21 protein-coding genes are annotated in these 23,027 nt (G+C 56.3%); 12 read left to right on the forward strand and 9 right to left on the reverse strand.

What is annotated here, in order from left to right:
* The first annotated feature begins 4 nt into the window (after nucleotides 1-4).
* The 5 genes from nqrM (at nucleotide 5) to AC2FIZ_RS10490 (ending at nucleotide 6,076) form a co-directional block, all read left to right on the forward strand.
* Nucleotides 5-241, forward strand: a complete 237-nt coding sequence (nqrM, locus tag AC2FIZ_RS10470; protein WP_271948901.1) for a (Na+)-NQR maturation NqrM — start codon at nucleotides 5-7, stop codon at nucleotides 239-241.
* A gap of 66 nt (nucleotides 242-307) precedes the next feature.
* Entirely contained in the window at nucleotides 308-1,981 is a 1,674-nt protein-coding gene (locus AC2FIZ_RS10475; RefSeq protein ID WP_496790993.1) for a sulfatase-like hydrolase/transferase, read from the forward strand.
* 103 nt (nucleotides 1,982-2,084) lie between these two features.
* Nucleotides 2,085-3,602 carry a 2,3-bisphosphoglycerate-independent phosphoglycerate mutase gene (gene gpmI / locus AC2FIZ_RS10480; RefSeq protein WP_496790994.1) on the forward strand — a complete coding sequence of 506 codons (1,518 nt, stop codon included), beginning with the start codon at nucleotides 2,085-2,087 and terminating at the stop codon, nucleotides 3,600-3,602.
* On the forward strand, nucleotides 3,599-4,729 hold the full coding sequence (locus AC2FIZ_RS10485) for a murein hydrolase activator EnvC family protein (RefSeq protein WP_281995101.1): 1,131 nt from the start codon (nucleotides 3,599-3,601) through the stop codon (nucleotides 4,727-4,729). The genes gpmI and AC2FIZ_RS10485 overlap by 4 nt, the downstream gene beginning before the upstream one ends.
* 6 nt (nucleotides 4,730-4,735) lie before the next feature.
* Nucleotides 4,736-6,076 (forward strand): S41 family peptidase, encoded by a 1,341-nt coding sequence (locus AC2FIZ_RS10490; protein ID WP_142636359.1) that lies wholly within the window; start codon nucleotides 4,736-4,738, stop codon nucleotides 6,074-6,076.
* A 125-nt stretch (nucleotides 6,077-6,201) separates the two neighbouring features.
* Here the strand turns inward: AC2FIZ_RS10490 and AC2FIZ_RS10495 are convergent, their stop codons facing one another.
* Entirely contained in the window at nucleotides 6,202-6,558 is a 357-nt protein-coding gene (locus tag AC2FIZ_RS10495; RefSeq protein ID WP_142636355.1) for a VOC family protein, read from the reverse strand.
* Between the two features lie 97 nt (nucleotides 6,559-6,655).
* Between AC2FIZ_RS10495 and AC2FIZ_RS10500 the strand changes: the two genes are divergently transcribed.
* Nucleotides 6,656-7,390, forward strand: a complete 735-nt coding sequence (locus AC2FIZ_RS10500) for a helix-turn-helix transcriptional regulator (RefSeq protein ID WP_496790996.1) — start codon at nucleotides 6,656-6,658, stop codon at nucleotides 7,388-7,390.
* 74 nt (nucleotides 7,391-7,464) lie between these two features.
* Here AC2FIZ_RS10500 and AC2FIZ_RS10505 read toward each other — a convergent pair whose 3' ends face one another.
* Nucleotides 7,465-7,812, reverse strand: a complete 348-nt coding sequence (locus tag AC2FIZ_RS10505; protein WP_271948886.1) for a hypothetical protein — start codon at nucleotides 7,810-7,812, stop codon at nucleotides 7,465-7,467.
* 10 nt (nucleotides 7,813-7,822) lie between these two features.
* Complete coding sequence (locus tag AC2FIZ_RS10510) at nucleotides 7,823-8,584, reverse strand: DUF6478 family protein (protein ID WP_496790997.1); 762 nt, start codon at nucleotides 8,582-8,584, stop codon at nucleotides 7,823-7,825.
* 246 nt (nucleotides 8,585-8,830) lie between these two features.
* Here AC2FIZ_RS10510 and AC2FIZ_RS10515 point away from each other — a divergent pair, with 246 nt between their 5' ends.
* The 4 genes from AC2FIZ_RS10515 to AC2FIZ_RS10530 are packed head-to-tail and all read left to right on the forward strand — an operon-like array spanning nucleotide 8,831 to nucleotide 15,066.
* Entirely contained in the window at nucleotides 8,831-11,929 is a 3,099-nt protein-coding gene (locus AC2FIZ_RS10515; protein WP_281972912.1) for an ABC transporter transmembrane domain-containing protein, read from the forward strand.
* A complete protein-coding gene (locus AC2FIZ_RS10520; protein ID WP_496790998.1) occupies nucleotides 11,922-12,818 on the forward strand; it encodes a CPBP family intramembrane glutamic endopeptidase in 897 nt (298 codons plus the stop codon). The genes AC2FIZ_RS10515 and AC2FIZ_RS10520 overlap by 8 nt, the downstream gene beginning before the upstream one ends.
* A gap of 59 nt (nucleotides 12,819-12,877) precedes the next feature.
* Nucleotides 12,878-13,795, forward strand: coding sequence for an acetyl-CoA carboxylase, carboxyltransferase subunit beta (gene accD, locus AC2FIZ_RS10525; RefSeq protein ID WP_496689318.1), 918 nt, complete (start codon nucleotides 12,878-12,880; stop codon nucleotides 13,793-13,795).
* Complete coding sequence (locus AC2FIZ_RS10530) at nucleotides 13,792-15,066, forward strand: bifunctional folylpolyglutamate synthase/dihydrofolate synthase (protein WP_496790999.1); 1,275 nt, start codon at nucleotides 13,792-13,794, stop codon at nucleotides 15,064-15,066. Before accD ends, AC2FIZ_RS10530 begins: the two co-directional genes overlap by 4 nt.
* 59 nt (nucleotides 15,067-15,125) lie before the next feature.
* Here AC2FIZ_RS10530 and zapE read toward each other — a convergent pair whose 3' ends face one another.
* A complete protein-coding gene (gene zapE, locus AC2FIZ_RS10535; protein ID WP_281995098.1) occupies nucleotides 15,126-16,184 on the reverse strand; it encodes a cell division protein ZapE in 1,059 nt (352 codons plus the stop codon).
* Between the two features lie 146 nt (nucleotides 16,185-16,330).
* On the opposite strand from zapE, the gene AC2FIZ_RS10540 reads away from it, so the two are divergent.
* Nucleotides 16,331-17,569 (forward strand): MFS transporter, encoded by a 1,239-nt coding sequence (locus tag AC2FIZ_RS10540; RefSeq protein WP_496791001.1) that lies wholly within the window; start codon nucleotides 16,331-16,333, stop codon nucleotides 17,567-17,569.
* 1 nt (nucleotide 17,570) lies between these two features.
* On the opposite strand, the gene AC2FIZ_RS10545 is transcribed toward AC2FIZ_RS10540, so the two are convergent.
* The 5 genes from AC2FIZ_RS10545 to AC2FIZ_RS10565 all read right to left on the reverse strand — a co-directional run bounded on the left by AC2FIZ_RS10545 (nucleotide 17,571) and on the right by AC2FIZ_RS10565 (nucleotide 22,104).
* Nucleotides 17,571-18,191: an HAD family hydrolase gene (locus tag AC2FIZ_RS10545; protein WP_496689326.1), complete on the reverse strand. Its 621-nt coding sequence runs from the start codon at nucleotides 18,189-18,191 to the stop codon at nucleotides 17,571-17,573.
* A 142-nt stretch (nucleotides 18,192-18,333) separates the two neighbouring features.
* Nucleotides 18,334-18,789, reverse strand: coding sequence for a YaiI/YqxD family protein (locus AC2FIZ_RS10550; protein WP_281972917.1), 456 nt, complete (start codon nucleotides 18,787-18,789; stop codon nucleotides 18,334-18,336).
* Complete coding sequence (gene sthA, locus AC2FIZ_RS10555; protein ID WP_142636327.1) at nucleotides 18,786-20,234, reverse strand: Si-specific NAD(P)(+) transhydrogenase; 1,449 nt, start codon at nucleotides 20,232-20,234, stop codon at nucleotides 18,786-18,788. The genes AC2FIZ_RS10550 and sthA overlap by 4 nt, the downstream gene beginning before the upstream one ends.
* Nucleotides 20,235-20,237: 3 nt before the next feature.
* Nucleotides 20,238-21,071: an S-formylglutathione hydrolase gene (gene fghA / locus AC2FIZ_RS10560; protein ID WP_142636325.1), complete on the reverse strand. Its 834-nt coding sequence runs from the start codon at nucleotides 21,069-21,071 to the stop codon at nucleotides 20,238-20,240.
* A 103-nt stretch (nucleotides 21,072-21,174) separates the two neighbouring features.
* Entirely contained in the window at nucleotides 21,175-22,104 is a 930-nt protein-coding gene (locus AC2FIZ_RS10565) for an AEC family transporter (protein ID WP_282021764.1), read from the reverse strand.
* Between the two features lie 193 nt (nucleotides 22,105-22,297).
* Here AC2FIZ_RS10565 and AC2FIZ_RS10570 point away from each other — a divergent pair, with 193 nt between their 5' ends.
* Nucleotides 22,298-22,915, forward strand: a complete 618-nt coding sequence (locus AC2FIZ_RS10570) for a TetR/AcrR family transcriptional regulator (protein ID WP_282021763.1) — start codon at nucleotides 22,298-22,300, stop codon at nucleotides 22,913-22,915.
* Nucleotides 22,916-23,027: the final 112 nt, after the last annotated feature.

A 23,027-nucleotide genomic window follows, 5' to 3' on the forward strand; every position in this document is an offset into this window, starting at 1 on the left:
TGAGATGAGCACTTTTATTTTGGCCTTCATTCTGCTGCTGATCATCATGGTTGGCATGTCGCTGGGTGTGATGTTGATGGGTAAGACCATCAAGGGCAGCTGCGGTGGCCTGAATGCGATCTCGGGGGCGGATAAATGTGTGGTCTGCCAAAAGGACGTGGACCCTAACAGCCCCTTGCGCGACAAGCTTCAGTGCAAACGCGCCCAAAAGATGCTTGAGCAGATGGAACGGCAAGCCTAATAACTTAGCGCTTCGTTTGGCGGTTGGAATTGGCTAAGCAGGTCCCTGAATAACGGGGGCGCAGATTTGGCCAAAGCAAGAAACATCCTGTTCATCATGTTCGACCAGCTGCGCTGGGACTATCTGAGCTGTTACGGGCATCCGCATCTGCACACCCCCAACATAGACCGCTTGGCTGCGCGTGGTGTGCGGTTCGACAGGGCCTATATTCAGTCTCCTATTTGCGGTTCCTCCCGTATGTCGACCTATACCGGGCGCTATGTGCATTCGCATGGGGCTTCTTGGAACGGTATCCCGCTGAAAGTGGGTGAGATGACCATGGGTGATCATCTGCGCAAGGCCGGGATGGACTGTTGGCTGGTGGGCAAAACCCATATGCGCGCGGATGCTGAAGGCATGGCGCGGCTGGGGCTGGAACCGGACAGTCTGATTGGTGCGCGCGTGGCCGAATGCGGGTTCGACGTGTTCGAGCGTGATGACGGAATGCTGCCCGAAGGGCCGGATGGGTATTATGACCCGGACGGAGCCAAGGAATACAACAAATATCTATCGGCCAAAGGATATGACAGCGACAACCCCTGGCATGACTTCGCCAATTCTGGTCTCGATGCTGAGGGCAACGTTCTGTCGGGCTGGTTTCTCAAGAACTCTACCCAGCCGGCGAATATTGCCGAGGAAGACAGCGAAACGCCCTATCTGACCGGGCGCGGGATCGAATTCATGGAAACCCATGACGGCCCCTGGTGCTGCCACCTGAGCTTTATCAAACCGCATTGGCCCTATGTCGTGCCGGAACCCTATGCCTCAATGTACGGACCGGAACATATCCTGCCCGTGGTCCGGTCTGAGGCGGAACGCCGGAATGCCCATCCGGTGCTCCGGGCATTCATGGACACCAAGGTTGGCGAGGCGTTCTCGCGGCAGGATGTGCGCGACGCCGTGATCCCCGCTTATATGGGTCTGATCAAGCAGGCCGACGACCAAATGGGCCGGCTGTTCGCATGGCTGGAAAAGACGGGTCGGATGGAGGACACGATGATCGTGTTAACCTCGGACCACGGGGATTTTCTGGGCGATCACTGGATGGGTGAGAAGACCTTTTTCCAGGACGCATCGGTCAAGGTGCCGTTGATCATCTATGACCCATCCCCCGAGGCTGAGGCAACCCGTGGCACTATCAGCGACGCGCTGGTCGAGTCCATCGACCTCGCCCCAACATTTTTGGACATAGCCGGAGGCGAAGCGTCGGGTCACATTCTGGAAGGTCACTCCTTGTTGCCGATCTTGCGTGGCCATCAGGTCGAGACACCTCGGGAAGTGGCAATCAGTGAGTATGACTATTCCGCCTCGCCCATGGCGGAAAAGCTGAATGCCTCGGTTCGGGATGCAGTGATGTTCATGGTGGCCAACAAGAAATGGAAGCTGATCCATTGCGAAGGCGGGCATCGGCCACTGCTGTTCGATCTTGAAAACGACCCGAATGAACTAACCGACCTTGGCAACAGTGCTGAACACGCGGATATCATCGCCAAGATGTATGACCATCTGTTCACTTGGGCGCGTCGCCCGTCGCAGCGCACAACACGTTCCGAACAGCAACTGATCGATATGCGCACCAATAGTCGGGGCAGAGGGGTGGTTATTGGAATCTATGACGAAAACGACGCACCACTGGATTTGACCGTGAAATACAGAGGCCGCAAAGCGCGCCCCTATCAGGACCATACCGGCAAGGAATAGCCTTTGTAACATGAATTCTGACTGATCAGGGCAAAAGGCGGTTCACCCTGCGCGGGGCAGGCGATACAAGACCAACCAAGAGCAGCAAACCCGGAGAGCCGAAATGACCGCCCCGAAACCCGTCGTCCTGTGTATTCTTGATGGCTGGGGCCTGTCCGAGGACACCGAGGCCAATGCGCCTTACCTTGCCGACACGCCAACATTTGATGCGATCATGGCCAAGGGCCCACACGCCAAGCTGATCACCCATGGTCCGGATGTTGGTCTACCAAGTGGTCAGATGGGCAATTCCGAAGTCGGTCACACAAATATTGGGGCTGGCCGCGTTGTTGCGATGGATTTGGGCCAGATTGATCTGGCGATTGAGGACGGTTCTTTCTTTGCCAACTCCGCGCTGCAGAACTTTATCGGTAAGGTAAAGGCTGCAGGTGGCACCGCACATCTGTTGGGGGTGGTCTCGGACGGGGGAGTGCATGGCCACCTGAACCATATCATTGCTGCGGCAAAGGCGGTAACGGATTCTGGTGTGCCCGTTGCCTTGCACGCGGTTACGGATGGCCGGGATGTGGCCCCGAAATCAGCGCTGACCTATATCACAGAGCTTGAGGAGCGCTTGCCCGACGGCGCCCGTGTTGCCTCGGTCTGCGGGCGCTATTTTGCCATGGACCGCGACAACCGATGGGAACGTGTTAGCGAAGCCTATGGTGCAATGATCAAGGGGAAAGGGCGCAGCGCTGTTTCGGCGCGCAATGCCGTGGATCAGGCCTATCAGCAGTCGGAAACGGACGAGTTCATCGTTCCGACCGTCCTCGACGGCTATCACGGCATCAAAGACGGAGACGGGTTCTTCTGCCTCAACTTCCGCGCCGACCGGGCCCGCGAGATTCTGCGGGCGATTGGCGAACCCGGCTTTGATGATTTCGACACCGGCCCGCGCCCACAGCTTTCAGCCCTGCTGGGCATGGTCGAATATTCCGACGGGCACAGCGCTTATATGACCACTGTTTTCCCCAAACGTGACATCATCAATACACTGGGCGAATGGGTGGCAAAAAATGGGCTCAGCCAGTTCCGACTGGCCGAGACTGAGAAGTACCCGCATGTGACCTTCTTCCTCAATGGCGGCAAGGAAGTGCCTGAGGCGAACGAAGACCGCTTTATGCCTAAATCGCCCAAAGTGGCGACCTACGACCTGCAACCCGAGATGTCATCGGCCGAAGTAACCGCAAAATTCGTCGAAGCCATCGGGGCGGGCTATGATCTGATCATAACCAACTATGCCAATCCGGATATGGTTGGGCATACCGGCGACCTGCAAGCGGCAATCCGCGCCTGTGAGGCTGTGGATCAAGGGCTGGCGCAAGTGGTCGCCGCGTTGGAAAAAGTGGGGGGCGCAATGATTGTAACGGCCGATCATGGAAATTGCGAGATGATGGTCGATCCCGAAACCGGCGGGCCGCATACAGCCCATACGCTGAACCCCGTGCCCGTGGCGTTAGTCGGGGGACCAGCAGGGGTATCCTTGCGGGATGGTCGCCTGTCCGATCTGGCGCCCACACTGCTGAAACTGATGGTGTTGGATCAGCCCCCTGAAATGACTGGAAAGAGCCTGCTTTCATGACGCTTCGTGCGCTGCTTCTGGCGATTTTCTTTGCATCCAGGGCGGTTGCCCAGACCGACCCCGCGACCGCTGCATTGAATGCAGCGCAGATGCTTGAGCAGGCATCAGTATCGTTGACCGAGGCCGAAAGCGCCCGCGACCGGGTCCGTGCCCTGACCGAAACTATACAGGCGTATGAGGCGGGTCTGTCGGCCATGCGCGATGGCCTACGACGGGCGGCAACACGCGAAGCCCAGCTAACAGCCGAATTGCGCAGTCGAGAAAAGGACGTGGCACAGCTGTTGGGCGTATTGCAAACGATCGAAACTACGGCGCCTCCGGTTCTGATGTTGCACCCGTCGGGGCCGTTGGGCTCGGCCCGGGCCGGTATGATGTTGTCCGAGGTCACACCGGGCCTGAACGCAAAAGCGCAGTCCCTCGCGCGTGATCTTCAGGAAGTACGCACATTGCGACTGCTGCAGCAAAGCGCCTCGGAAACCCTGGTCGAGGGGCTGACCGGCGTACAGAATGCCCGCACCCAGCTGAGCACCGCCATCGCAGACCGAACGGATTTGCCGCGGCGCTTTGTCGAGGACCCGATCCGCACTGCTATCCTGATCTCATCGACTGAAACGCTTGACGGTTTTGCCAGCGGGCTTTCCCAGATCTCCGAAGGGCAAATCGCCGAAACGGATGCGGATATATCAAGTATCAAGGGTCAAATTGCGCTGCCGACGCAGGGCATCATCCTGCACCGGGCAAATGAAACCGATGCGGCCGGTGTCAAACGCCCTGGTATCGTATTGGGCACCCGACCGCGCGCAATAGTCACCTCGCCAACGGCGGCCACGATACGGTATCGCGGGCCACTACTGGAGTTGGGGAATCTGGTGATCCTCGAGCCGCAACCGGGGCTTCTATTTGTCTTTTCCGGGCTACAAGAGGTCTACGGAGAAGCCGGTCAGGTGATTCCCCGGGGGACGCCAGTCGGATTGATGCCTGCAGAATCGAAGGAAATAGGCGCAATTTTGTCAACAAGCGGTGATGGCACTGGAACTGACCGATCAGAAACGCTCTATATAGAGGTAAGACAGGATAACAGCCCCGTGGACCCGGAATCGTGGTTTCGGACCGACAAGGATGGATAAACGAGTATGAAGAAATTTGTGATGGCCGGTTTGGCTGGAACTATAGCAGGCCTGATTGTAACGACGCAGATCGCCGGTCCGTTGCTTGCCCAAGAAGCCGAAAACAAGGCCAGTGTCTATGAACAGCTAGATCTGTTTGGCGATATTTTCGAACGCATCCGCGCGCAATATGTCGAAGAGGTTGAGCCCGAAGACCTGATTGAGGCGGCCATTGACGGTATGCTGACCTCGCTGGATCCGCATTCCAGCTATCTGTCGCCGGATGATGCCGAACAAATGCGGGTCCAGACCCGTGGCGAGTTTGGCGGTCTGGGTATCGAAGTCACGCAGGAAGAGGGCTTTGTCAAAGTTGTCTCGCCGATCGATGATACGCCTGCGGATGAGGCCGGGATCGAAGCCGGAGATTTCATCACCCATGTCGATGGCGAAAGCATACTGGGCCTGACCCTGGACAAAGCGGTCGATCTGATGCGCGGGCCGGTGGGCTCGGAAATCGTGATCACCGTTGTCCGCGAGGGTGAACAGGAACCTTTTGACGTGCCTATCATCCGCGACACAATCAAACTGACGGCAGTACGCGCGCGCACCGAAGGGACAAGTGTGGTTCTGCGTGTGACCACCTTTAACGACCAAACCTATCCCAACTTGCAGGAAGGTCTGGCCGAGCAGATCGAAGAGGCCGGAGGGATCGACAAGGTGAATGGTGTCGTTCTGGACCTGCGCAACAATCCCGGTGGTCTGCTGACACAGGCAATCAAGGTTTCGGACGCATTCCTAAACGAGGGTGAGATCGTATCAACCCGTGGCCGCGATCCAAGCGATGGTGAGCGTTTCAACGCAACTGTGGGTGATCTGGCAGAAGGAAAGCCGATTGTGGTGCTGATCAATGGCGGGTCCGCCTCAGCATCCGAGATTGTAGCCGGCGCGCTGCAGGATCATCGCCGCGCAATCGTTGTTGGAACCAAAAGTTTCGGCAAAGGCTCGGTCCAGACTGTCATGCCACTGCGGAGCGATGGCGCGATGCGTTTGACCACGTCGCGCTACTACACGCCGTCGGGCCGGTCTATTCAGGCGCTTGGTGTCAGCCCCGACATCATCGTTGAACAGCCCCGCCCAGCCCCGGAGACCGAGGAAGAAGAGGCCAATGGGAACACCCGTTCCGAGGCCGATCTGCGTGGCAGTCTGAACAATGACAGCCTGAGCGAGGATGAAATCCGCCAGATCGAAGAAGATAGGGCCAAGGCCGAAGCCACCGCCGAATTGCGGGAAGAGGATTACCAGCTGGCCTATGCCATCGACATCCTCAAGGGGCTGTCAGCCTTCAACCCGGACGGGCCATCGCAATAAAGAAACCGGGCCGCCTGACAGGCGGCCCATTTCCTGATGGGGCCGCTGCCGATCGAGGTAAGGTGGCTGATTAGAGCCCGATGCCACCTATGTTGTCTCCCAACCAACGTCCGCTCTGTGAAAAGCTAGTCAGAAAAACACATCTTGTTTCCATCCAGGTCTCGAACGTATGCAGAGAACTTTGGCCCGCGTTGGTTGGGGGCCCCCTCACAATCACCCCCGAGATCTGTGGCTAAAGCGTGCAGCCTTCTGACTTCTGCTTCGCCACCAACGCAAAATCCAACCATCGTTCCATTACCGTTGGTGGCCGGCAACGTGTCGAAGGGTTTGGCCACGGCGAAGGCAAAATCCTTTCCAAGCCAGTAAGTCATTCTTTCTGAAGGCGACATGCTTTGGAGACCCGATTGCGAAAACAGTGTGTCGTAGAAGGTTCTTGCAGCTGCCATGTCATTCGTTCCGACAACAAAGTAATTCATTTTCATCGATTTAGCTCCTGCAAGTGAGTGGCCTGCGTCAGGCATTGGTTTCAGTGACCCAAGCTATATCGACTAATGTGCCATTTTATGTCTTATTTGATTCATGGCACGGGCTAATACACACAACAGACTGAGGCGATTGGAATTGCTTGCGGTTCAACTCAAGCAAGATGCCCATTGTACGGTTAGAGACTTGGCGCAACAGCATGGTGTCAGTATGCGCACGATAGCCCGCGACCTTGTGCTTATGCGGGACCAAGGCATGCAGATAGACGCTGATCGCGGTCGTGGAGGAGGTGTGCGCCTCGACCGCAACTGGGGCGTTGGTCGCATGAACCTGACATACGCTGAGGCGGTCGATCTGCTAATCAGTATCGCTGTCGCAGAGCAGATGAAATCACCAATGTTGCTTGCGAACTTGGCATCGGTAAGGCGGCAGCTTGTGGCCTCGTTTTCACCCGAGAAACGCAACAAGGTGAACCAGCTCAAGTCCCGTATTCTCATAGGCGTCACGGCTTCGACTTATGTTCAAGCCAGCGCGAGCGCCGCACCAAAAAGGATTGTGCAAGCGGTTCATCAGGCTTTCGTCGATCAGAAGGTCTTGGAGCTGCGATATCAAAGAGAAGACGGTGTTATTTCCAACCGGCAAATTGAGCCTCAGTATCTCTTGTTGAAGTATCCCATTTGGTACGTCGTTGCGATCGACCGTCTGAGAAACGAACCAAGGACATTTCGGTGCGACCGGATGCTTGGGGCCTCAATGGGCGAAACGCGCTTCAAGCTCCTGCCGAAAGAAAAATTTCAACCCTCATTGGTAATTGATGATTCTTCGATGTGATCGGGTCATGGCCAACAGTAAGCGGACAATGACGCCTGAATTATAGGCACGCACTTCGTCCGACCTTCTACCGCCTACTGAGACCGGCGAAAGACTCGTTTTAGCATATCAAGCTCTGCTCGCATCAGGTCCAGTTCGGCGCGCAGGTCATCGGCGGCGGCGTTTCCTGCAATGATCGAGAACCCGCCCAGTTTAAGCCCTGAAACGGAATCTGAGATTACAAAACTGTGGACCCCGTCAGACAGGGCCACATCAGGCACCTGTACACGAAGCTCCCATCCGGTGTCGGCTGGTGACAGGTGAACCTCATCCAGCGCGTCACCACGGTAGGACACGCTGATCTCGGGCTGCGTATCGGCCTGCAGGTGGCCCATCCAGGTGCCATTTTCCAGGCCCAGTGATGTGAGTATCAGATTAGTCATGGCTGGGTTCTCATAAATCGGCGCGATGGTGACGACAGACGGTCAGGTCCTGCAACACTATCCGGTTCATCCGAGGATTATCCAGAATGATATCCAGCCAGACTTTGTCCATGCGGCGTTCATTCAGTGGTAAATGTGCAAGATCAAAATCCACGCTGTTTGAAGGACCAGTGGGATCAAGTTTGCGCAGAACCTGTTCGGCGTTTGGGCCGTGTCGAATATTGAGCCGCGCGAACAATTCCTGTGGGCGTTCGGCCTCAATATGGCAATCGACTCGGATCAGATGCTGCTGCGTCAGCCCTTGCACAGCCTCTTGTGGAAGCTCGATAGAGAGAGAGAGAAATGATCCCTCGAACCCGAAAACCTCGACCGCCAAGCTGAACGGTGACAGATCATGCTTGCGCGTGTTCCGGATCTGGCGCGTGCTGATTTCCTGGCGCGGACAGTCGTGAAACAGCGTTGCCTCATCGTTGATACGTGCCTTACGCGGCGCCGAGGCGACACCGGGGCGGGGCTGAGGATAGCGCCACAGCTCGGGCCTCCAGCTCCAGTCGGTGCCCAACGGTTTCGGGAATTGGGTTGATCCCGCCACAGGCCGTGTAAGGCGGCTGTTGGCCTGAAGGATCAGCGCATCCAGCTCGGATCGCAAGCGACGTGCATCATCACGCTGCAGCCGCAATTCAGAAAGCACAGCTTCGGGCGCTGCCCGGGCGTCCCGCTGCCAGCGCGTAAGTGCTTTGCGGTGAATATAGCGATCCAGTAGCTTGCCCATGATCCCAATCTATTGCTCCACACATCTTTTGTCGGATATCCACCCGAGGATAAAGCCGATTTGCATCATAGCGTCGGTAAATTACCGAAAATGTGAACACGCTTTTGGCTAGGCAGCAAAGTTGTGACCTGTTACGGAGGGCGCCGTTCTTGCAATCGACCCGGTCAGTGCGTACCGTCTGACACCTGATTGCAGTGGACCATCCGTTACAACCCTATAGCAATATTTCCGAGGCAAAGACGGGGCATGGAACCCACTCTATTCGCATTCATCTGGAAGCATTCCAAGAAACAGCAACTGGTATTGTTGCTGCTGACATTGTTTTCTTTTCCCTTCCTCTATGCATCATTGGAGCTGCCCAAGCAGATCATTAACGATGCGATTGGTGCACCAGGCAGCTCGGTAACTTTCTTAGGAGTTACGGTGACGCAGGTGCAGTATTTGTTGATTCTGTGTCTGGCCTTTCTGGCGACGGTCATCGCCAGCGGTCTGATGAAAATGCGGATCAACACGATGAAAGGTGTGTTGGCCGAACGCATGTTACGCCGACTGAGGTACACGCTGATCCACCGAACTCTGCGGTTCCCGAAATCCTATTTTGCCACCACCAGTCAGGGCGAGTTGGTGTCGATGATCACGTCCGAGGCTGAACCGATGGGCGGCCTGATGGGAGATGCGATCGCACAACCTGTATTCCAGTTTGGTCAGATGATGACCATTGTGACGTTTCTGTTCATGCAAAGCGTGTGGTTTGGTCTTGCAAGTATTGCGCTGATTCCGCTGCAGGCTTGGTTGATTCCAAAATTGCAGCGCCAGATCAACCTGTTGAACAAAGACCGAATCCAGGAAGTTAGGCGCTTGAGCTCAGAAATCGGCGAAAGCGCAGCCGGGATCAGTGATCTGCGCACCAACGGAGGCTGGCGGCACAGATTGGCCCAGTTCAGCCATCGTTTGGGAACTTTGTTCGAGATCCGATTCAAGATCTATAACAAAAAGTTCTTCATGAAGTTTCTCAACAATCTGATCACTCAGATGACCCCGTTTCTGTTTTATTCGGTGGGCGGATACCTGGCGATCACGGGCGAGGTAACAGTGGGCGCGCTGGTGGCGGCACTGGGAGCATATAAGGATCTTAGCGGACCTTGGAAGGATCTGCTGACCTATTACAATCAGGTTCAGGACATGTCGTTGCGGTGGGAAATCGTGACCGAACGCTTCGCGCCCGACAACATGGTGCCCGAAGAGCTGTTTGAGGGCGAGCCTGATTCCATTCCGCATCTGACTGGCGAGATCAAGCTGCAGAATATTACCGTTCGGGATAACGATGGGAAAACTGTTCTCGAGGATATAGACCTCGTCATACCCAAAGGGGCCCGCGTGGCCATCAAATCCTCGAATGCGGCCGAAAGAGGGGCATTGGCTCAGCTGCTGACCCGCGAATTGCTGCCGGTTCAGGGCGACGTCACGATTGCCGGGCATGACATCCAATCTTTGCACCAATCCGTCATCGCGGCGCGGATCGGATATGCCTATTCTCGACCATATCTGTTTGATGGGTCGATTGGGGACAACTTGATGATGCCCCTGAAAACACGCCCTCAGCATGAAGCCGACGCCGCCAGGGCCCCTAGCCGCCGCCAGATCGAGGCCGCGCGAGCGGGGAACTCGGTGGATTCACTGTCAGATGAATGGATTGATCCCGGTCTGGCCGGGCTCAACAACACTGACGACATCCAGGATTGGTGGTTCAAGCTGGTCGAGGCGATGGGAACGGATGAATTCATGTTCCGCCGCACCCTGCGCAGCCAGTTGAATCCGGATCAGCATCCCGAGTTTGTGCAAAATATCATCGACCTCCGTGGCTCCATCCATGACAAGTTGGTGGAAAAAGATCTGGACCGCTTTGTCTACCGGTTCGATCCGGACAGGTTCAACCCAACTGTGCCTTTGGGCGGCAACCTTCTTTATGCAGCACCGTCGCAGGAAATCTCGCCGGACATTCTGGCCGGCGATAATCGGTTCATGCAGATGCTGCGTACACATGAGCTTGATGACGACGCGCTGAGTATCTCAAGCGCTGTTCTAGAAACGCTGAACCATGCTTTTGGGCGGGACGGAACTGACCATCCGCTGTTCCTGCGCCTGGGCTTGAGCAAGGAAATGTTCCACCGGCTGCTGGCAATCGAAGACAAGCGCAAGGCAAAAGGAGTGGACGAGCTGTCGCAGCGCGAACACGCCTTTCTTCTGACCGTTCCGTTCCTGCTGACCGCCGAACAGATTGGCCCTGATTTCCCGGATGAATACAAACAGAAGATTCTGAAAATCCGCACTGAACAGGGCGAGAGGCTACGCGGAAGCCTGCAAGAGATATTTGTACCGGTCACACCGGACACATACATCGCGCGTATGACAGTTATGGAAAATGCGCTTTTCGGGCGGGTGTCTGTGACGGCGGGTGCTCATGCTGACGAGATAGAGGATGTGGTTGCCGAAGTGATCAATGCTGCAGGTCTGCGTAGACAGGCAGCGGCCATCGTCTATGATCTGTCCGCAGGGCTGGGTGGGAACAATCTGACAACCGTCTTTCAGGAACGAATTGCCTTCTCGCGCGCCGGGATTAAACGGCCGGATTTGCTAATCCTGGATAAAGCGTTGGCCAGCCATGACTCTGAGAGCCGTTTACGCACCCGGTTGAAACTGCGCGAACTGCTGCCCGATTCCATCATGATTTTCATGGAGGACAGTTTCGCCCATCCCGAGGCCTATGATCTGTTTGTTGAAATCAAGGATGGCCGCATTGACGGTGTCTCGAAAACGCAGCTCGAACAAGAATCCGGCACCACCGCTGACCTCAGCCGAAAGCTGAAGATTATCTCGTCAACTCCGCTTTTTGCCAATATCGACGGTCGCAACCAGAGATTGCTGGCGTTTTCGGCGCAGTGGTATGATGCTGCCGCTGGTCAGGTCATTTTCTCTCGTGGGCAGGCGCCGGATGCGGCCTATCTGTGCATTTCGGGTCATGCGAAGCTTATGTGGCACGAAGAAGACGGTTCGACCCGGTCCATATCTGTCATTGAACCCGGGCGCCTGATCGGTGACCTGTCTGTTATCACCGGTGAGACCAGACAGTTGGATCTTGTGGCAGGCGAAAACTGTTCATTCCTGCGGATTGGTGCAGTGGAACTGCGCGCGGTGATCGAAAGCGATGCAAGCGTTGCGGTTCAGTTGCTTGAAACAGTTGCCGGATACCTGACAACCATTTCGGAAAAGATCAACGCCACCAAAGCATCGACCTTGTTCTTCGATGATGAGGACCAGACCGAAAGTTCCCACCAGAATGTCTGAAATCCGCGCGCCCTCTTACGCCCCGCATGAGCAACTGGTCGCCGACGCACGCGACAAACCACAGCTGTGGCGCCTGCTGGCCGGCCTGGCAACAATCGTAGTCGTTGCAACCGTCTTCAATCTGATCCTGTTTGCAGTCGTAACCGTGGCCGGACCGCAGGAATGGGCCAGCGGGTTGATGAACGGCTCGACCCCGATCTCGATGGTGATCCTGCTGTCAAGCTTTGGGTTTGTCACATTTGGTGTGTGGACCGCAGCGCGACAGTTTCAGAAACGGTCCCTGGGTTCTATTTTAGGGACTCGGGGCAAAGCGGCCAGACAGTTCTGGCTTGTGCTGCGCGCCCTGATGGTGCTTGGCGTGGTTATCGTAACCGTGCCGCACTTCATTATGGACGCGCCGCTTGTTCAAAACCTGTCCTTTTCGGTTTGGCTGGTATTCCTGCCTCTGTCGCTATTGGCTGTGTTTGTCCAAATCAGTGCGGAGGAGCTGCTTTTCCGCGGATATATGCAGCAAAGCCTGGCGGCGCGATTCCGTTCTCCGATCATCTGGATGGGGGTACCGTCGCTTCTATTCGCGGTGGGGCACTATTCGCCCGATGCGGCGGGCGGCAATGCAGAGTTGCTGGTGCTGTGGACTGGTCTGTTTGGACTTTTGGCTGCGGATTTGACCGCGCGGGCGGGAACCCTGGGCCCGGCCATAGCGCTGCATTTTTTCAACAATGTCATAGCGCTCTTGTTTGTCTCGCTACCTGACACCCTCAGCGGTCTTGCCTTATTTGTACTGCCCTTTGATATGACCGATACTCTGACATTGCGGCAATGGTTATATGTGGATTTTGCCGTGATGATTGTCAGCTGGTTTATCGCGCGCCTTGCGCTCAGGCGCTGATTGCAATTCTTTCCGTAGCGTCTTATGTGACGTCAACGCCGTACTAGCAAGGTTCCGACATGAACTGGATCACAAACTACGTCCGTCCCCGGATTAATTCGATCTTCTCACGCCGGGAAGTCCCCGAAAACCTTTGGCACAAGTGTGACGAATGCGGCACGATGCTGTTCCACCGCGAATTGGCGGAAAACCAGAATGTCTGCACCCAATGTGATCATCATATGGCGATCACACCGCGCGACCGGTTCGGGCACCTGTTTGACGGTGGTATATTTACCGAGGTCGATGTTCCCGCTCCCAAAGATGATCCGCTACAGTTCCGGGACCAGAAGAGATACCCCGACCGGATGAAAGCAGCGCAGAAGAAAACTGGCGAGCAAGAGGCGATGCTGGTCGCCAAAGGTGATATCGGACGTACGCCGGTCGTGGCAGCGGCCCAGGATTTCTCGTTCATGGGCGGCTCGATGGGTATGTATGTCGGCAATGCCATCATTGCGGCCGCGCAAGAGGCAGTGAAGTTGAAACGCCCGCTGATCCTGTTCTCGGCAGCGGGTGGCGCGCGAATGCAGGAAGGCATCCTGAGCTTGATGCAGATGCCGCGAACCACCGTGGCGGTTGAGATGCTGAAAGAGGCCAAACTGCCCTATATCGTTGTACTCACCCATCCTACCACCGGAGGCGTGACCGCTTCTTATGCGATGCTGGGCGACGTCCATATCTCGGAACCCAATGCGCTAATCTGCTTTGCAGGCCCGCGCGTGATCGAACAGACCATTCGGGAAAAGCTGCCCGAAGGATTTCAGCGCGCAGAATACCTGCTGGACCACGGAATGCTGGACCGGGTAACGAAGCGTACCGAAATGCGTGACGAATTGATCACGATTACCCGCATGCTGATGAATCAGCCTCCTGCGGTCAAAGGTGATTTGCCCGCGCCCACCCCCGAAGCCCCAGAGAAAGACGCGGATCAGGAATGACTTCGCCATCGTCAGACGTCATCCTTGATCGGATGATGGCGCTGCATCCCAAGATCATTGACCTGACGCTGGATCGGGTGTGGCGTTTGCTTGCCGCACTGGAAAGCCCTCAGACCAAATTGCCTCCGGTCGTGCATATCGCAGGGACAAACGGCAAGGGGTCTACGCAGGCCATGATCCGCGCCGGTATGGAAGGGGCGGGGAAAACGATTCACGCCTATACCTCTCCGCATCTTGCCCGGTTTCACGAGCGTATTCGGCTGGCAGGTGAGTTGATTTCGGAAGCCGAACTGACAAACGTCCTTGATGAGTGCTATGCCGCCAATGGTGGTGAGAACATCACCTATTTCGAGATTACGACCTGTGCGGCCCTGCTGGCCTTTGCCCGCAAACAGGCTGATTATACCTTGCTTGAGGTCGGCCTTGGCGGGCGCCTGGATGCAACAAACGTGGTGCACGAACCCGCCGTGACGGTTATCACGCCGGTTTCCATCGACCATGAACAGTTTCTAGGCGACACGTTGGGCAAGATCGCTGCCGAAAAAGCCGGGATCATCAAGCCGGGCGTCCCTTGTATCGTCGGCCCACAGCAGGACGAAGCGCTTGAGGTCATCGAATATACAGCGGCCCGTCTGGGCGCCCCATTGCTGGTACACGGTCAGCACTGGCATGTGACCGAGGAAAACGGACGTCTTGTGTATCAGGACGAAATCGGGCTGCGGGATCTGCCGCTGCCCAACCTGCTTGGCGCACATCAAATTCAGAATGCGGGTGCGGCAATAGCGGTATTGCGCCATCTCGAACTTGGTGATCAGGCCTATGAGGCCGCCGTTACCAAGGCCGAGTGGCCAGCACGAATGCAGCGTCTGAAATCCGGCCCGCTTTTTGAACAGGCCGCACAGGCCGAGCTGTGGCTGGATGGTGGACACAATGCCGCCGCGGGAATTGCGCTTGCTGAAGTGCTGAGAAAATTACCGCAATCTCCGACACATTTGATCTGCGGAATGCTCAACACCAAAGATGTTGCTGGCTATCTTGCACCGCTTGCCACGCAGGCTCAAAGCCTGACCGCAGTATCGATACCGGGTGAGGCCGCGACGCTTAGCGCTGAAGATACGGCGCAGGCTGCTGACCAGGTTGGCTTGAAAGCCGACACAGCAGAGAGTGTATCCGCGGCCCTGCAGAAAATCACAGACCAAGACCCTCAGGCCCGTATCCTGATTTGCGGATCACTCTATTTGGCGGGCAACATCCTACGCGAAAACGGATAGGTCTTCACCTGGCTGAAATACCTTGAGGGAGGCGCGCAAAACGTGACAGGGCAGCGCCCCTATGCCCCCCAATCCTCGGCCTGCATCTCGCGCAATCGCGAGGCAGTGCGTTCGAACTCGAACGTCCCTTCACCCTCGACATACAACATCTCGGGCTCTGCGGCCGCCGAACAGATCAGGCGAACCCGCGCCTCATACAAGGCGTCAATCAAAGTCACAAAGCGCTTGGCCTCATTGAAATTATTCCGGGACAGGCGCGGGATGTCCTCCAGAACCAGAACTTTGACTGCCTCGGCAACGGCCAGATAATCTGCAGGGCCCAGCATCCGTCCGCACAGATCATAGAAGCTTGCTCGGGCTATCCCGTTCCGAAAGGCCGGCAATTCGACAGCACGGCCATTTACCTGCAACACCAGCGGTTCCGCCGCACCGCCCGCGAGATCGTTCCAGACGGATCGGATATTCTGTCGAGCCTCGGGGCCGATCGGCGTGAAATAGACTGGCGCACCTTCAAGACGGTTCTGTCGGTAATCAGTGGGCGAGACCAGCTCCCATATCTGAAGCTGTTCCTTGATATGCGCGATGAATGGCAAAAAGAGCTGGCGGTTCAAGCCGTTCTTGTACAATTCGTCCGGGTGCCGGTTGGATGTGGTGATGACCACGACCCCGCCAGCATGCAAAAGATCAAACAGCCGCCCGACGATCATCGCATCGGTGATATCGGTGATCTGCATCTCGTCAAATGCCAGCAGTTTTACGGATTTAACAACCGAGTCCGCGACCGGTGCAAGCGCATCCTCAACTCCGTCCTTACGAGCTTTGTGCATTCCCGCGTGGATTTCCTGCATGAAAGCATGAAAATGGACGCGACGGGCGGGGATGTCGCCAAGCGCGTCGACAAACATATCCATCAACATCGACTTGCCACGACCAACTCCGCCCCACAGATAAAGTCCCTGGGGCGGCGGGGGTGCCTTGCGAAAGAAACCACGCTTGACCGGGGTAGCCAAGGCCGCGCGAATGCGTTCGAAATGCGGAAGGACAGCCTCTTGCGCATCGTCCCGCGTCAAAGTGTCATCGGCGATGCGTGCCTCGTAAATCGATATCAAATCTGACATATCCCGAGGGATACCTTCACCTCAGGGCGTTGAAAAGAAGGCATTTGGAAGATGCATCAATTTTGCTTATCCGCGGCGTCAAAACTCCTGAATTGACCACGGTACAAATTTGCGTACCGTCGCGGCTCTGCCATCCCGAGGATTCAATGCCCCAACACGCGCGCCTGCTAAACCCGATCTTGATCGTCGGCTGCATAATTATCGCAGTCAGTTTTGCAGTGCGGGCATCCTTTGGCGTATTCCAGATCCCTATTGCGACTGAATTCGGCTGGCTGCGCTCCGATTTTTCGATGGCGATTGCGATCCAGAACCTCGCTTGGGGAATTGGACAACCCATTTTTGCCGCCATCGCCGAGAAGGTGGGGGATCGCCGTGCGATTGTGCTCGGGGCATTGACCTATGCAGCGGGCATGGTGTTGTCGGCGTGGTCCGTTACCCCGTTCGAGCATCAGATGTACGCCTGGCTTGTGGGCTTTGGGATTGCCGGCACGGGGTTTGGTGTCGTGCTTGCCGTAGTTGGGCGGGCGTCCTCTGATCATAACCGCTCTATGTCTCTGGCCGTCGTGACAGCGGCAGGAAGCTTTGGCCAGGTTTTGGGTGCTCCAACGGCGGAATGGCTTTTGTCTTTTATGCCCTGGCAACAGGTTTTCATCGTGTTTGCCGTTACCATCCTGGCACTGGTCATGACTCTGCCCTTCATGCGCGCCCCCCAAGCCGCAACCAAAGCCGAAATCGAAGAAAGCATGGGGCAAATTCTGGGCAAGGCCTTCCGGGACCCGTCTTATACCCTGATTTTCCTGGGATTTTTCAGCTGTGGTTATCAGCTTGGCTTTATCACAGCGCATTTTCCCGCTTTCGTTACCGAAATGTGCGGCCCGATTCAGCCGGGTGGAATACTGGATTCCATTGGTATAACGACAACTTCCGCATTAGGGGCTGTGTCGATTTCATTGATCGGGTTGGCCAATATCGGAGGGACATTGCTGGCGGGGTGGGCCGGAATGCACTTTCCCAAGAAATACCTTCTGGCCTCTATTTATGCCGCCCGCACGCTTACAGCGGCGGCTTTCATAATCCTGCCAATCACGCCATTCACGGTCGTTGTATTCTCATTGGTCATGGGTTCGCTCTGGCTGGCAACGGTTCCACTGACCTCGGGGCTTGTCGCACATTTGTACGGGTTGCGCTACATGGGTACGCTTTACGGCATCATCTTCTTCAGCCATCAGGTCGGCAGTTTTCTTGGCGTCTGGCTTGGCGGCCGCATGTATGACCAGTACGGAGATTACACCTTTGTCTGGTGGATCGGCGTGGCCATCGGCGCCTTCAGCGCCATCGTTCACCTTCCCATCCGCGAGAACCGGCCGCTCTCCGTCGCAGCCTGATTTAGCGGGCCTCTTCGCGGGTCAAAAGCCCCTCTGCCACCAACCGGTCTGCCCATCCTTGCGGGCCCTCAAAATGATGCGTTTGCCAGCCTCGCGCCTGCGCCGTTTCGATATTGTCGATCCGGTCGTCGGTGAACAACAACGCCTCAGGCGCCAGACCACAATCGGCTTCGACCATCTCGTAAATCGGGACATGCGGTTTCACGGTCTGCATGCGACCCGAAACATACAGCCGGTCAAACTCGTTGAGGAATGGATAGACCGTGGTTGCATACTCAAAATTCTGCACCCCGAAATTTGTCAGCGCAAAGACCGAGATGCCTTTGGCGCGCAGCGCACGTTGCAACCGTACCGAGTGGGGGATTTCGGGCGTGGCCAATTCGATCCATTTGTCGTGCCACATCCGGATTTCATCCCGCCATTCGGGATATTTATCAGCCCAGCCATAGATGGTGTCAGTGAAATGTTGCCCCTGATCAACAAGATCATTCATTCCATGCAGGTCAACCTCGGCAAACATGGCCCGGCGACGGTCTTCACCAATAACCGCGTCGTAGTACCGTTCTGGCTGCCATTCTATCAGGACATTCCCGATGTCGAAAACCACCGCTTCTATTGGCATGAATAATCCTTCTTAGAATCTCTGCTGGGGCTGACTGAATCAATCCTTGCTGCGCTTTTCAAGACAGGAACTGCAGCGCGCAGCGCTGCCCGGCCCAACCGGAGGGGACGCATCTCTGATGCGTCTGAGACGGGCGGGAAGGTCACGCCCTTAGTGCCGCCCGCAATTCCCGTTCCAACGCATCCAAAAACCGGGACCTATCGGCCTTGCCAAAAGGCTTGCCACCGCCGCCCGCGCCCAGAGGGTTTGCCGAACGCAGGTCTGCCATCAGGTCGCGCATCGCCAGTTGCTGACCAATATTGGCGGCGGTAAAGGCCTCGCCGTTGTGACGTAATACACGCGCACCTGCTTCAACACATTTTGCGGCTAAAGGAATGTCAGAGGTCACAACCACGTCCCCTGTACCACAACGCTCTGCGATCCATTTATCGGCCTCATCCGCACCTGCGGACACGATCACAACCTGTACCAGAGGATTGGCCGAAGGCCTCAGGCCACCGTTCGATACCAGAGCCATCGGAATCTTATGTCGGGTCGCTACACGCTCGGCCTCGGCCTTCACTGGACAGGCATCTGCGTCTATGTACAGGGTTGTCACGCTTTCTTTGCCTGTTTCTCGGCAGGCTTCTTCTTGACCTTGAATTCCTCGGGGATGGGCATCCGATTGAACGCATCCAGACCAGCAATCTTATAGGCCTCGGCCAAGGTCGGGTAGTTGAATGTGTTTTGAACGAAATAATCCACTGTCCCTTTCAGGTTCAATACAGCCTGTGCGATATGGATCAGCTCAGTCGCGCCTTCGCCTACGATCTGCACACCAAGAACCCGGCGGGTTTTCAGTGAAAACAGCATCTTCAGCATGCCATGTTCCAACCCCATGATATGCCCGCGAGAAGTTTCGCGGAATCGCGCGACGCCGACCTCGTAAGGGATATCGCGCTCCTGTAACTCTTCTTCGGACATGCCGCAGGTGGATATCTCGGGCACCGAATAGATGCCGTAAGGGTACCAGGGGCTTTCCGGCAGGGTCGGGGTCTCCAACGCGTGACATGCCGCCACGCGCCCCTGCTGCAGCGAGGTTGATGCCAGCGAGGGATGTCCGATTACATCTCCGGTCGCATAGATATGCGGTACCGCTGTCTGATAGGTCTTGCGATCGACTTCAATCCGGTTGCGGTGATCGGTTGTCAGCCCGACCGCATCCAGATTCAACGCCGAGGTCGCGCCCATCCGCCCGGCGGCAAACAGCAACATCTCGGCCCGGACATGCCGTCCATTCTCGAGCGTCACTTCTACGTGGCTACCTCCATCTTCGATCTTTTCAACGGCAGAGCCCAGTCGCAAATCCACACCGTTTTCGCGGATTTGGTGGGTAAAGTCGTGGATCAGCCGGCTGTCGATGAAATCCAGAAACGTCTCACGGGGTTCAATCAGGGTGACACGTACATCAAGCGCGGAAAACATCGTGGCATATTCCACACCGATTACACCGGCCCCGATCACGCATAGCGAGCGCGGTATCTCGGCCATCTCCAGAAAATCATCGCCATCGACGATGGTCTTCCCGTTGAAGGGCACATAATCGGGACGATAGGTCTTGGTTCCGGTGGCGATCAGGAACTTTGCGGCGGACAGACGTGTGGTTTCGCCTGCGTCGGTTGCAACCTCAATCTCGTGGGGACCGACAAATCTTGCCAGACCATTTAAGGTTTCCACGTGGTTCCGGTTGAACTGATGTTCCAGCACATCGACCTCATGGTCCAGCGTCATGTGCAGCCGAGCCTTGAGGTCTTCGGCCCGGATCTGATCCTTTACCCGGTACGAGCGCCCGTAAAAGCTGCGCTCGCGCCAGCCAGACAGGTTCAGCACTGTCTCGCGGAGGGTTTTTGACGGGATGGTCCCGGTATGGACCGAGACCCCACCCAACCGATCCTTGCGGTCGATAACCAGCACCCGGCGTTTCAACTTGCCTGCCTGAATCGCCGCCGAACGACCGGAAGGGCCGGACCCGACAATGATCAGGTCATAGTCGTATTTGCTCATGCCTCAGTCTCCATACAGTGCTTCGGCGTGGAAAGTGATGTGGTCTTCCATGAAGGTCGACACAAAGAAGTAAGAATGGTCATAGCCGGGCTGCAGACGGAAAACTGCCTGTTGGCGACGTTCGGCTATCGCCTGGGCCAGCGCCTCGGGGCGCAACAGGTCGATGAACTGGTCATTGTCGCCGGTGTCGATCAGGACAGGGCCGTCGAAACCGGTGTTCTTCATCATCAGCGATGCGTCGTGCTTGGCCCATTGGGCCGCGTCATCGCCCAGATATGCCTTCAGTTGTTTGCGGCCCCAATCGGCGCTTGTTGGGTTTGAAATTGGTGCAAATGCCGAAACCGATCGGAACCGACCCGGTAGGTTCATTGCCAATGTCAGGGCGCCATGGCCGCCCATGGAATGGCCGGTAATGGCCTGGCGGTCTGCGTCGATTGCAAAGGTTTCAACCAGCAGAGCGGGCAATTCCTCGGCCACATAGTCCCACATGTTGAAGTGCGGTGCCCAGGGTGATTGCGTGGCATTCACATAAAACCCCGCGCCCTGGCCCAGATCGTAGTCCTCGTGATCGGCGACGCCTTCGCCGCGCGGGGATGTGTCAGGGAAAACAAGGGCGATACCCTGTTCCGCGGCCCAGGCCTGCGCCCCGGCCTTGGTCATGGCGTTTTCATGGGTACAGGTAAGACCTGACAGATACCATAGAACCGGAACCGGGCCGTCCTTTGCCTCGGCGGGCAGGAACAGTCCAAAAGTCATGTCGCATTGGCAGGCAGCCGAGGCGTGGCGATAGACGCCCTGGACGCCTCCGAAACAAGCGTTTTCCGAAAGGGTTTCCATTTGGTTCCGTCCTTACGTTAGGTTCGCGCCATGGCTATCGTTACTCGGTCCGTGCGTAAAGTCTGTGTTCCTGCGGCCAGCGAGTATTTTCCCTATCTGTGGCTTAGAATGTTCCGGCTATGGCAATCACCAGTGGCAGTGTCAGGATGCTGACCACGGTAGACAAGAGAATTGCGGCCGAAGCCCGATGGGGTGCGACCCCGTAATAGGCCGCCAGCATATAGACATTCCCAGCGACCGGCAGTGCTGCCGCTGCAATGGCAACCGAAGCCGAGAAGCTTTCCGCCGGGATCAGCCAGATTACGAAGACAGCAACGCAGAGCGGATGAATGATCAGCTTGCAAAAACTCAGCCAGGCAGCTATCTGAACACGCTCGGCGGATTTGCTGGCGAGCGATGCCCCTATCGCAAACAAGGCTCCCGGAGTGGCTGCCCCGCCCAGGATTGTCAGAAAATCGTTCAGTGGACCGGGCACGGGAATTTGGAAGGCTGACCACAAAAGCCCCGCTGAAATAGATACGATCATCGGGTTTTTGAGCAAACCGAGGCCAATCAACCGAAATGTTGCCGGCGTCAGCCGCCCATCGCGTCCGGCATTGATCAAAATCACGATCAGCGAGGAAAACACCACAAGGTCGACAGTCAATACCAGCATGACCGGGCCGATTGCTGCTTCGGTGAACAAAAGCGCAAGCATCGGCAGCCCCAGAAAGCCGACATTGCCGATCGCAGCGCATTGGGCCTCGACGGCAGAGGTTGGTATGTCAAGGCGGCGCATCCACGCGATCAGACTGGCCAGAGCATAAACCGTAAGCGTTCCCAGCAGATAGCCCGCGACCAATCTGCCGTCGAATATCTCAGCAAAGGGCAGGGTGGCGGCAAAGCGGAACAACATTGCCGAAAGTGCGAAATAGAACACGAATTTCGTCAGATAGGCCGTGGCTTCTTCCGAAAAGAACCGACTGCGCCCAGCCCAATACCCCAAGCCGATAATCGCAAAGAACGGCAGCGTACGCAGAAAAATATCAGCCATGGCCAGAGTGTTAGCACGGTTTTCTCTGGCGGCAACCCCTGGCCAATCAAGCCCCGTCGAACGACCTTCGCGGACTGGCCTAACGGAAAAATTACCATAATCCCGCCTGCCCATGGACGAAATCCTATGCGAATCGTTGTATCTGAACTGATCAGTTTATAGATTCGACGAATCCACCCCTGAAGGAGAGCGCATGTCCGAAGCAACTGCCATTTTGCGAACAGGCCGAAAATTTGATCAGGTCCTGCAAGGAGCCCGATCGGTGTTCATGGCAGATGGTTTCGAAGGAGCTAGTGTAGATGACATTGCGCGCGCGGCGGGTGTTTCCAAGGCGACTTTGTACAGCTATTTCCCGGATAAGCGTCTTCTTTTCATGGAGGTCGCTCAGAACGAATGCTGCCGTATGGCTGAGAATGTCGTTTCGATGGTTGACGATACAAAACCCGCACGCGAGGTGCTGACCATCGCTGCGACCCAGCTGGCCGCATTTCTGGTGTCGGATTTTGCGCAGCAGGTGTTCCGCATCTGCGTGGCCGAGCAAGATCGGTTCCCCGAACTTGGCCGCGCCTTCTATGAGGCGGGGCCGCAAAATGGCACCCGGCAACTTGCAGAATATCTGCAAAAAGCGGTGAACAAAGGCGAATTGGTTATCGAGGACCTTCAATTTGCCGCTGAACAGTTTTCGGAATTGTGCAAGGTCCGCCTTTGGCCCCGATCCACATTCGGCATTCAAAGCAGCTTTTCAGAGGCTGAGATTGAAGAGGTAGCGCTGCAGGCTGTCGACATGTTCATGGCCCGTTACGGCGTCTGACATTTGGGTCGGATCGACTCGATTCAAGGCATGGATGTGGAGGTCGATCCCTGAAGCCCGCGGCATTTAGGATTGATGGTATTCAAGAGTTCGGACGCTCCTGCCCGGTGGC

It is taken from the genome of Ruegeria sp. CDSB022 (genome assembly GCF_059611145.1).

Excerpts from the sequence above, each read along its gene's own strand:
- AC2FIZ_RS10540 (WP_496791001.1), top strand. The coding sequence starts at position 16,331 with ATGCCCCAACACGCGCGCCTGCTAAACCCGATCTTGATCGTCGGCTGC.
- sthA (WP_142636327.1), bottom strand. The coding sequence starts at position 20,234 with ATGAGCAAATACGACTATGACCTGATCATTGTCGGGTCCGGCCCTTCC.
- AC2FIZ_RS10570 (WP_282021763.1), top strand. The coding sequence starts at position 22,298 with ATGTCCGAAGCAACTGCCATTTTGCGAACAGGCCGAAAATTTGATCAG.
- AC2FIZ_RS10510 (WP_496790997.1), bottom strand. The coding sequence starts at position 8,584 with ATGGGCAAGCTACTGGATCGCTATATTCACCGCAAAGCACTTACGCGC.
- AC2FIZ_RS10495 (WP_142636355.1), bottom strand. The coding sequence starts at position 6,558 with ATGAAAATGAATTACTTTGTTGTCGGAACGAATGACATGGCAGCTGCA.
- AC2FIZ_RS10545 (WP_496689326.1), bottom strand. The coding sequence starts at position 18,191 with ATGCCAATAGAAGCGGTGGTTTTCGACATCGGGAATGTCCTGATAGAA.
- nqrM (WP_271948901.1), top strand. The coding sequence starts at position 5 with ATGAGCACTTTTATTTTGGCCTTCATTCTGCTGCTGATCATCATGGTT.
- AC2FIZ_RS10565 (WP_282021764.1), bottom strand. The coding sequence starts at position 22,104 with ATGGCTGATATTTTTCTGCGTACGCTGCCGTTCTTTGCGATTATCGGC.
- gpmI (WP_496790994.1), top strand. The coding sequence starts at position 2,085 with ATGACCGCCCCGAAACCCGTCGTCCTGTGTATTCTTGATGGCTGGGGC.
- AC2FIZ_RS10490 (WP_142636359.1), top strand. The coding sequence starts at position 4,736 with ATGAAGAAATTTGTGATGGCCGGTTTGGCTGGAACTATAGCAGGCCTG.
- AC2FIZ_RS10500 (WP_496790996.1), top strand. The coding sequence starts at position 6,656 with ATGGCACGGGCTAATACACACAACAGACTGAGGCGATTGGAATTGCTT.
- AC2FIZ_RS10515 (WP_281972912.1), top strand. The coding sequence starts at position 8,831 with ATGGAACCCACTCTATTCGCATTCATCTGGAAGCATTCCAAGAAACAG.
- zapE (WP_281995098.1), bottom strand. The coding sequence starts at position 16,184 with ATGTCAGATTTGATATCGATTTACGAGGCACGCATCGCCGATGACACT.
- fghA (WP_142636325.1), bottom strand. The coding sequence starts at position 21,071 with ATGGAAACCCTTTCGGAAAACGCTTGTTTCGGAGGCGTCCAGGGCGTC.
- AC2FIZ_RS10530 (WP_496790999.1), top strand. The coding sequence starts at position 13,792 with ATGACTTCGCCATCGTCAGACGTCATCCTTGATCGGATGATGGCGCTG.
- AC2FIZ_RS10505 (WP_271948886.1), bottom strand. The coding sequence starts at position 7,812 with ATGACTAATCTGATACTCACATCACTGGGCCTGGAAAATGGCACCTGG.
- accD (WP_496689318.1), top strand. The coding sequence starts at position 12,878 with ATGAACTGGATCACAAACTACGTCCGTCCCCGGATTAATTCGATCTTC.
- AC2FIZ_RS10520 (WP_496790998.1), top strand. The coding sequence starts at position 11,922 with ATGTCTGAAATCCGCGCGCCCTCTTACGCCCCGCATGAGCAACTGGTC.
- AC2FIZ_RS10485 (WP_281995101.1), top strand. The coding sequence starts at position 3,599 with ATGACGCTTCGTGCGCTGCTTCTGGCGATTTTCTTTGCATCCAGGGCG.